Source organism: Nocardiopsis lucentensis DSM 44048, assembly GCF_000341125.1.
GTDB lineage: Bacteria > Actinomycetota > Actinomycetes > Streptosporangiales > Streptosporangiaceae > Nocardiopsis > Nocardiopsis lucentensis.
This window is the reverse complement of the sequence record NZ_ANBC01000004.1, coordinates 353-8,607: the sequence shown is the minus strand read 5'-3', so window position 1 is coordinate 8,607 and position 8,255 is coordinate 353. Positions and strand designations below refer to the sequence as shown.

Here is an 8,255-nt window from a genome sequence, read left to right as displayed (position 1 = left end):
CCGCCAGGTCGCGGCGGCCCGCCAGGGAGTAGGCGACCGCGAACAGTGCCGCGATGACCAACGGGTAGAGCGCCAGCGGCCACCAGCGCAGGTCGTCGAACATCCGGGTCTGCTGCGCCCAGGCGAAGGGCGAGAACCACGACGGGGCGCTGCCGCCGCGCTCGGCGATGTCGCCGACGACGCGGAACATGAACAGCACGCCCACGGCGAGGAAGGCCAACCCGCTGGCGCCGCGCGCGTGCTCGGACACCTGGGCGCACACGGCGGTGACCGCGCCGAAGGTGACCCCGGCCAGCGCGACGCCCCCGCCGAAGGCCGCCGAGTCGGCCACGGCCAGGCCGTTGGCCACCATGACCAGTGTCAGGAGCCCTCCGATGACACCGCAGACCAGGGCGTTGGTGGCGAGTGCGGCGGTCATCTGGGCGCTGGGGCCGAGCACGTTGGCGCGCAGCAGTTCGGCGCGCCCGCTCTCCTCCTCGGCCCGCGTGTGGCGGACCACGTGCAGGACGCTCATGACCGCCAGCGCGACCACCAGGGTCTGGGTCATCTCGTTGGCGACCATCGAGCCGAGCCGGTACTCGTCCAGCCCGTATCCCGGGCCGCCGAAGACGATGCCGGTCGGCGTCTCCATGACGGCGGCGCGCGCCATCCTCTGTGCGGGTTCGGCGAACATCTCCGCCAAGGTCGGTACGGTCATGGCGAGCAGGCCGACCAGGGAGGCCGTCCAGACCGCCATCCGCACCCGGTCGCGGCGCAGGATGAACCGGACCAGGTGTCCGGTCCCGGTGAACGTGCTCATGCCGCGCTCCTCCCCTCGCCGTTGAGGGCGGCCAGCTCGTCGCCGTAGTGGCGCATGAACAGCTCCTCCAGGGAGGGCGGGTTGCTGACGAGCGAGCGGACGCCGAGCTCGGTCAGGGCACGGAGGGTCTGGTCCATCCGGTCGTTGTCGACGTCGAAGGTGACGCTGCCGCCGTCGACGGACAGGTCGTGCACGCCGGGGAGGCCGGCGAGCGCGCTGGCGTCACCGTCGGTGGTGGCGCGGACCGTGGAGCGGGTCAGGTGGCGCATCTCGTCGAGGGTCCCGGACTCGACGGTCCGGCCCTTGCGGATGATGGTCACGGTGTCGCAGAGCTTTTCGACCTCGGCCAGGATGTGGCTGGACAGCAGGACCGAACGGCCCTGGGCGCTGACCTCGCGGACGCAGTCGGTGAAGACCGACTCCATGAGCGGGTCGAGGCCGGAGGTGGGCTCGTCGAGGATGAGGAGTTCGGCGTCGGAGGCCAGGGCGGCGACGAGGGCGACCTTTTGCCGGTTGCCCTTGGAGTAGGTGCGCGCCTTCTTGGAGGGGTCGAGTTCGAACCGGCCGAGCAGGTCGCGCCTGCGGACCGGGTCGACCGAGCCGTGCAGCCGTCCGAGCAGGTCGATGGCCTGGCCGCCGGTGAGGTTGGGCCACAGCGCCACGTCCCCGGGCACGTAGGCCAGGCGGCGGTGCAGGTCGACGGCGTCCCGCCAGGGGTCACCGCCGAGCAGTCGGGCGGTGCCGCCGTCGGCCCGGAGCAGACCGAGCAGGACGCGGATGGTGGTGGACTTCCCGGCGCCGTTGGGGCCGAGGAACCCGGCTACCTGGCCGGGCTGGACGGTGAGGTCGAGGCCGTCGAGGGCCTTGAGGCTCCCGAAGGACTTCTGGAGTCCGCGCACGTCGATGGCGGGGGATGACATGGGTGTCCCTCCTGGTGGGTGGTGATCGTGAACGTGGGTTCCGGGGATTCAGGACGAGTCCTCCGGCGGGTCGCTCACGTACAGGAGGTAGGCGTCGAGCATCGACCGGTCGGCGAGCAGACCCTCGGTGTAGAGCTCCAGGGCCGGGAGGGTGAACTCCTCCGACCATTCGCGGATGACCCTGCGGAAGTCGACGTCGGGTCCGGGGTGGCGCAGCGTGACGAGCATCAGCAGTGACCCGCCGCCGGTCGCGGCGAGCCACCGGGCCCTGGCCTCGGGGTTCCTGCTCGGGCGGACGGTGCCCGCCTTCACCCCGGCGTCGAGGTAGGCCTCGATGTCGGCGGCCATGTGCTCGTACAGCGTGCGGGCCAGGTCCCCTCCCGCCTGGAGGCACCGGAAGAGGAAGGCCATGTACGGGGCGAACTCCTCGGCCTCGGCGAGGTGGTGCAGGACGGTCGTCTGGTCCTTGGTGGTGATCGACTCGGTCTTGACCTCGCGGATGATGCGCATGACGTGTTCTTCGCAGGCGACGCGCAGCTTGGCCTTGGTGCCGAAGTGGTGCATGACGAGGGCGGGGGAGACCCCGGCGCGCTCGGCGATCTCGCGGACCGGGACGTCGAATCCCCGCTGTCCGAAGCAGTCGACGGCGGCGTCGCGGATACGCGCGCGTGCGGTGAGGTCCTCCGAGCGGTCGGGGGGCTTCCCTGAAATTGAATTCATGTTCATCATGCTAAACACATGTTCAGCATGCTGGCAAGATGTTTAGTCACCCTTCTCCCCCTCGGACGCTCTGACGGCGGGGCGGCGGTCCGTCCGCTGGCCGAGCACCCGACTGAGCACCTCTCCGTCCCCGTAGACTGCGGGGCACGGTCCGGGGCGCCCCAGACGCTCCGGCGTCGAGGAGGGAGGCATCCATGGTGCGGATCGCGGTCGCCCAGTTCGCGCCGGGCCAGGACAAGGCGGAGAACGCGCGCTCGGTCGCCGAACTGGCGGCCCGGGGCGCGGCCGAGGGTGCCGAGGTCGTCCTGCTGCCCGAGTACGCGATGTTCACCGCGTCGCGGACCGACCACCGGTACGTGAAGTCCGCCGAATCCCTGGACGGTCCCTTCCTCTCCGCCGCCGCCGACACGGCCCGCTCGGAGAGCGTGCACCTGGTGCTGGGGGTCAATGAGGCGACTGTCGGGGAGAACGAGGCGGGTGAGGCCACCCACTTCATCAACACGCTCGTCGTGCTCGGTCCGGACGGTGGGCGGCGCGCGCTCTACCGCAAGATCCATCTCTACGACGCGTTCGGTGTCCGTGAGTCGGACGTGGTCCGCCCCGGGCCGATCGAGGAGCCGGAGACCTTCACCGTCGACGGCGTGGTCTTCGGTATCCAGACCTGCTACGACCTGCGGTTTCCAGAGGTGACGCGGCGCATCGCCGACGCGGGGGCGCATGTGGTGCTGCTGGCGGCCCAGTGGGTTCCGGGCCCTCTGAAGGAGGACCACTGGCGCACGCTGGCCCGGGCGCGGGCGATCGAGAACACCGTCTACGTCGCGGCGGCCGGACAGGCGGCGCCGTCGGGGGCGGGCGGCAGCATGGTGGTCGACCCGATGGGCACGCCGACCGTCGCGTTGGGGGAGCAGCGCTTCGCGGTCGCCTCCGCGGAGGTTTCGGCCGCGCGGGTCGAAGAGGTGCGGAGTATCAATCCGGCCCTGTCCCTGCGCCGTTTCGCGGTCACACCGCGCGACCTGGACTGAGGCCCCGTACCCCTACTACTCAGTAGGCATCGGGCAAATCAGATGATTCCACGTCTCCGAACTGGGGTCTTCCCAGGGTTCGTTACGTAGGGTTATGATTTCCGTGCACGGAGTGATTTGGATCGGTCCGGACACTTCCCAGTGCCGGGAGCCTCTGATTCGATAAAGAGCCGGTAACTATCGGCCCGCCAGACTGTCCTAAACCACGGGGGGAGCAAGGACATTGCGCGGAACGAGCACTGTATGTGCGACGGGTGCACGGCCTGACGATACGTCGGAAACCTACCTCTACGACCCGGAGGCGCTGACTGGGGACCAGCGTATGGGGGACGCCTGCGCTGTCTGCCACACCCGGTGGCCCCGACCCCGTCGGATCCTCGGGCAGCTGCCGGACGGATGCCACGTGTTCGGATGCCGGGAGTGCGCGGACCTCGTCGGAGCGGGGCCCGGTGCGGCCTCCGGCCGACCGGTGTACGCCGCCCGTTAGCGAGGCAGGAGTCCGGGGGCGGCCGTTCGGGAGCCCGACGGACACGGTCGCGCTCCGGGTCCAGGGGGAGAGTCGGACCCGGAGCGCTTCCGCTGACGCGCCCGCTTCCATGGGGAGGAGGGGAATTGAGCGCGTCCTTCCAGGATGGTCTCCGTGGTCTCCTCCGCCGGCCACTCCCGGTGAGGAGTGGCCGCCACCAACGATACTCCGTGTTGCCCGCGATCGACCGTCAGTAAGAGAGATCCGTCCCGAATTCCCGTTAGGGCATCCTAACCGTTCGTGGGGAAGCCCAGGTTGACGCCGCCCTCGGGACGCTTGCCCGGGTCGGTCCAACGAGCGGTGACCGCCTTGGTCCGGGTGTAGAAGTGCACACCCTCCGTGCCGTGCGCGTGCGAGTCGCCGAACAGCGACTGCTTCCACCCGCCGAACGAGTAGTAGGCCATCGGCACCGGAATCGGCACGTTGATGCCGACCATGCCGACCTGGATCTCGTTCTGGAACCTGCGCGCCGCGCCGCCGTCGTTGGTGAAGATCGCGGTGCCGTTGCCGTACCGGTTGTCGTTGATCAGCCGGACCGCCTCGTCGTAGTCCGACACCCGCACCACGCTCAGCACCGGACCGAAGATCTCGTCGCGGTAGCAGTCCATCTCCGGGGAGACGTGGTCCAGCAGTGACGGGCCGAGCCAGAACCCGTCGGACTCCCCGCCCAGGACCGGGTGCACGCGGCCGTCGATGGCCAGGGTCGCGCCCTGCTCGACACCCGACTCCAGGTAGGAGGCCACCTTGTCCCGGTGCTCGCGGGTGACCAGCGGCCCCATCTCGCTGCGGTCGTCGTCGCCCGGGCCCACGCGCAGGCGTTCGACCCGCTCGCGGATCCGCGCGATCAGCTCGTCGGCGACCGAGTCCACGACCGCGACCGCGGAGATGGCCATGCAGCGCTCACCGGCCGAGCCGAACCCGGCCGAGACCGCCGAGTCGGCGGCCAGGTCCAGGTCGGCGTCGGGCAGCACGACCATGTGGTTCTTCGCGCCGCCCAGCGCCTGCACGCGCTTGCCGTTCTCAGCCGCCCGGCCGTAGATGTACTGGGCGATCGGGGTCGAACCCACGAAGCTGACCGCCGCCACGTCCGGGTGCTCCAGCAGGCCGTCCACCGCGACCTTGTCGCCCTGGAGCACGTTGAACACCCCGTCGGGCAGCCCGGCCTCGGCCCACAGCTCGGCGATCAGCAGGGACGCCGACGGGTCCTTCTCGCTGGGCTTGAGCACGAAGGTGTTGCCGCAGGCGATCGCGACCGGGAACATCCACATCGGCACCATCGCCGGGAAGTTGAACGGGGTGATCCCGGCGACCACGCCCAGCGGCTGGAGGATGGAGTAGGAGTCCACGCCCGTGGACACGTTCTCGGAGTAGCCGCCCTTGAGCAGGTGCGGGATGCCGCAGGCGAAGTCGACGACCTCCAGGCCGCGCGCCACCTCTCCCTTGGCGTCGGAGACGACCTTGCCGTGCTCGGCGCTGATCACCTCGGCGAGACGGTCGCTGTTGGCGCGCAGCAGCTCACGGAAGCGGAACAGGACCTGAACCCGCTTGGACAGCGACGTGTCGCGCCAGCCGGGGAAAGCCTCCCTCGCCGAGCGCACGGCGGCGTCGATCTCGGCCTGACCGGCCAGGTCGACCGTGCCGGACACCTTCCCGGTCGCCGGGTTGTACACGTCCGCGCGACGCTCCGCGGGACCCTGGTGACGGGCTCCGCCGATCCAGTGGGTGACGTTCTCGCTCATGCGTTTCCTCTTCGTCGGATACCGGTTGTCCACAGGCGGCCAGTCCGGACTGGCGCACCCGCCGCACACCGTGTTTGCTTATTAACAAGGGGGGGCTCACTAGCCGCCCACCTTGTGCTGCCCCGCCTCCGCCGCCCTGCCCACGCGGCCTCGCGGGCTCGGCCGGGACTCGGGGCGTGGAGAACGGGGTTCTGCCCGCCCGTCGTCCTCCACCGCCCCCAACGGACGCCTGCGGCGCGGTTCTCCTGTCGCCTTCGCCTGGCGCGTTCCTCGCTGGCGGCTCGGCTCCTCCTGCAGAACCCCGTACGCGCCTCTGTGCTCATGCGTGCTCACAAGTTCGCACGGGGCTCGGGGCGTGGAGAACGGAGTTCTTCGTCGTCGCCTTCGCCTGGCTCGTTCCTCGCTGGCGGCTCGGCTCCTCCTGCAGAACCCCGTACGCCCCTCGCGCACCTCAGGCCCGCGCGTCGACCTCGCGCACCGCGTCCACGAGCAGGTCGCGGCCCTCGGCGGCCTCCTCGGCGGACAGGGTCAGGGGCGGGGCCATCCGCAGCACGTTGCCGTGCACGCCGCCCTTGCCGACCAGCAGTCCGCGCTCACGCGTGGCCTCCAGGACCCGGCCGGCCAGCTCCGAGGACGGGGCGCCCGTGTTCGGGTCGACCATCTCCACGGCGAACATCAGGCCCTTGCCGCGCACGTCGCTGACGCTGGGCAGGTCGGTCAGCGGGCGCAGACCGTCGACGATCAGCCCGCCCTGGCGCAGCGCGTTGCCCTGGAGGTCGTGCTCCAGCACGTAGTCGAGGGTCGCCCCCGCCGCCGCCATCGACACCGGGTTGCCGCCGAACGTGGCCACGCCCAGCGCGTGCAGTCGGTCCATCAGGTCGCCGCGCGCCACGACGCCGCCGACCGCGAAGCCGTTGCCCAGACCCTTGGCGAAGGTCATCGCGTCCGGGGTGACCCCGTGGTTGCCGATCCCGAAGAAGCTCGTACCGGTACGGCCCCACCCGGTCTGGACCTCGTCGGCGACGAACAGGATTCCGTGCTCGTCGAGGACCTCCTTGTAGGCGGCGTACAGGCCGTCCGGCGGCATCGCGAAGCCGCCCACGCCCTGGATCGGTTCGGCGATCAGACACGCGACGTTGGGCGCGGTGGTGTCCAGCACGTCGCGCAGGTCGGCGACGCAGGCGGTGATGTACTCCTTCTCCGTCATGCCCCGGAAGGCCGGGGCGGCGCGGTCGGTGCCGTGCAGGTAGTGGACGTTGAGCGGGGACAGGGAGGAGTTCTTCCAACCCCGGTTGCCGGTCACCGCCACCGTGCCGAACGAGCGGCCGTGGTAGCTGCCGCGCATGGCGAGGACCTCGTCGCTGCCGCGCGCGTAGGTGGCCAGGAGCAGGGCGGTCTCGTTGGCCTCGGTCCCGGAGTTGGTGAAGAAGACCTTGGCGTCGGGGATTCCGGACAGCCGGGCGATCTTCTCGGCCAGCTCGACCTGGCCTCTGATGAGGTAGAGGGTGGAGGTGTGCACGACCCCCTTGGCGATCTGACGCTCCACGGCCTCGCGGACCTCGGCCACGTCGTAGCCGATCATGTTGGTCACGATGCCGGTGAAGAAGTCCAGGTAGGTGCGGCCCTCGGCGTCCGTGACCCGTGACCCCTTACCGCTGACGATCTCCAGCGGGGTCTCGTAGTACAGGGGCAGCCAGGAGGGCATGACCGCGCGGTGGCGCGAGAGAAGTTCCGACATGACCCCAGTCTCGCCCCGCCCCCAGCTGATGACCAGGATCACCATGTTGACAACATGGCGGTCGGCTTTACGAGATGTAAGGAACAGCGGAGAACGCGGTTGCGGTGGTCAGGTGGCCGGAGGGTGATTCAGGATGTAAGGAGTCATGGCCCGGGACCTGACAGTGCGTCCTAGTATGGGAGGGTGCTTCCCACTCTCGCCGAGGTCCTCCAGCTGCCCGCCCTCCAACGCGCCCGCCCGCGCGTCGTGGTCGGCTCCGACCGTCTGGACGTCCCCGTGCGCTGGGTCCACATCGCCGAGGTCACCGACCTGGCCCACCTGTTGCGCGGTGGCGAGCTGGTGCTCAGCACGGGTATCGCCATGCCCGACGACCCCGACGCCCTGCGGCGCTACATCGACGACCTCGCCAACGCCGGGGTCAGCGGGATCGCGGTCGAGCTCGGCCGCAAGTACCACGCCGAGCTCCCGCCCGCCTTCCTGGACGCCGCGCGCGACGCGGGGGTGCCCGTCGTCCTGCTCGACCGCGAGGCGCGGTTCGTCGAGATCACCGAGGCCGTGCACATCCGCGTGGTGAACGAGCAGCTGGAGGAGCTGCGCGAGTCGGAGAAGCTGCACTCGGTCTTCACCCAGCTGTCGGTGGAGGGCGCCGACACCGCCCAGATCCTGCACGAGGTCGCCCAGCTGTCCGGCTGTCCGGTGGTCCTGGAGAACCTCACCCACCAGGTCCTGGCCTGCGACCTCAACGGGGAGGACCCCGGCACGCTGCTCACCTCGTGGGAGAGCCGCTCACG

At 70.2% G+C, this 8,255-nt stretch carries 5 protein-coding genes and 2 pseudogenes (1 of these 7 cut by a window edge); 2 read left to right on the top strand and 5 right to left on the bottom strand.

The window, feature by feature from the left end; genetic code table 11:
• From D471_RS0100075 to D471_RS0100065, 3 genes and pseudogenes are all read right to left on the bottom strand, one after another.
• Positions 1–799 (bottom strand): annotated as a pseudogene (locus tag D471_RS0100075) (anibiotic ABC transporter efflux pump); the annotation flags it as partial.
• The gene (locus D471_RS0100070) at positions 796–1,719 is read right to left on the bottom strand and encodes an ABC transporter ATP-binding protein (RefSeq protein ID WP_017596736.1); all 924 of its coding nucleotides are present in this window, start codon (positions 1,717–1,719) and stop codon (positions 796–798) included. The pseudogene D471_RS0100075 and the gene D471_RS0100070, both read right to left, overlap by 4 nt.
• Positions 1,720–1,767: 48 nt before the next feature.
• Positions 1,768–2,448 carry a TetR/AcrR family transcriptional regulator gene (locus D471_RS0100065; RefSeq protein ID WP_017596735.1) on the bottom strand — a complete coding sequence of 227 codons (681 nt, stop codon included), beginning with the start codon at positions 2,446–2,448 and terminating at the stop codon, positions 1,768–1,770.
• A 185-nt stretch (positions 2,449–2,633) separates the two neighbouring features.
• Here D471_RS0100065 and D471_RS0100060 point away from each other — a divergent pair, with 185 nt between their 5' ends.
• On the top strand, positions 2,634–3,461 hold the full coding sequence (locus D471_RS0100060; protein WP_017596734.1) for a carbon-nitrogen hydrolase family protein: 828 nt from the start codon (positions 2,634–2,636) through the stop codon (positions 3,459–3,461).
• Positions 3,462–4,217: 756 nt separating this feature from the next.
• Here D471_RS0100060 and D471_RS0100055 read toward each other — a convergent pair.
• Both D471_RS0100055 and D471_RS0100050 read right to left on the bottom strand, forming a co-directional pair.
• Entirely contained in the window at positions 4,218–5,726 is a 1,509-nt protein-coding gene (locus D471_RS0100055; protein ID WP_017596733.1) for a CoA-acylating methylmalonate-semialdehyde dehydrogenase, read from the bottom strand.
• Positions 5,727–6,177: 451 nt separating this feature from the next.
• On the bottom strand, positions 6,178–7,464 hold the full coding sequence (locus D471_RS0100050; RefSeq protein ID WP_026127259.1) for an aspartate aminotransferase family protein: 1,287 nt from the start codon (positions 7,462–7,464) through the stop codon (positions 6,178–6,180).
• A gap of 183 nt (positions 7,465–7,647) precedes the next feature.
• Between D471_RS0100050 and D471_RS32375 the strand changes: the two are divergent.
• Positions 7,648–8,255: pseudogene (locus D471_RS32375) on the top strand (PucR family transcriptional regulator ligand-binding domain-containing protein) (its annotated part continues 352 nt past the right edge of the window); the annotation flags it as partial.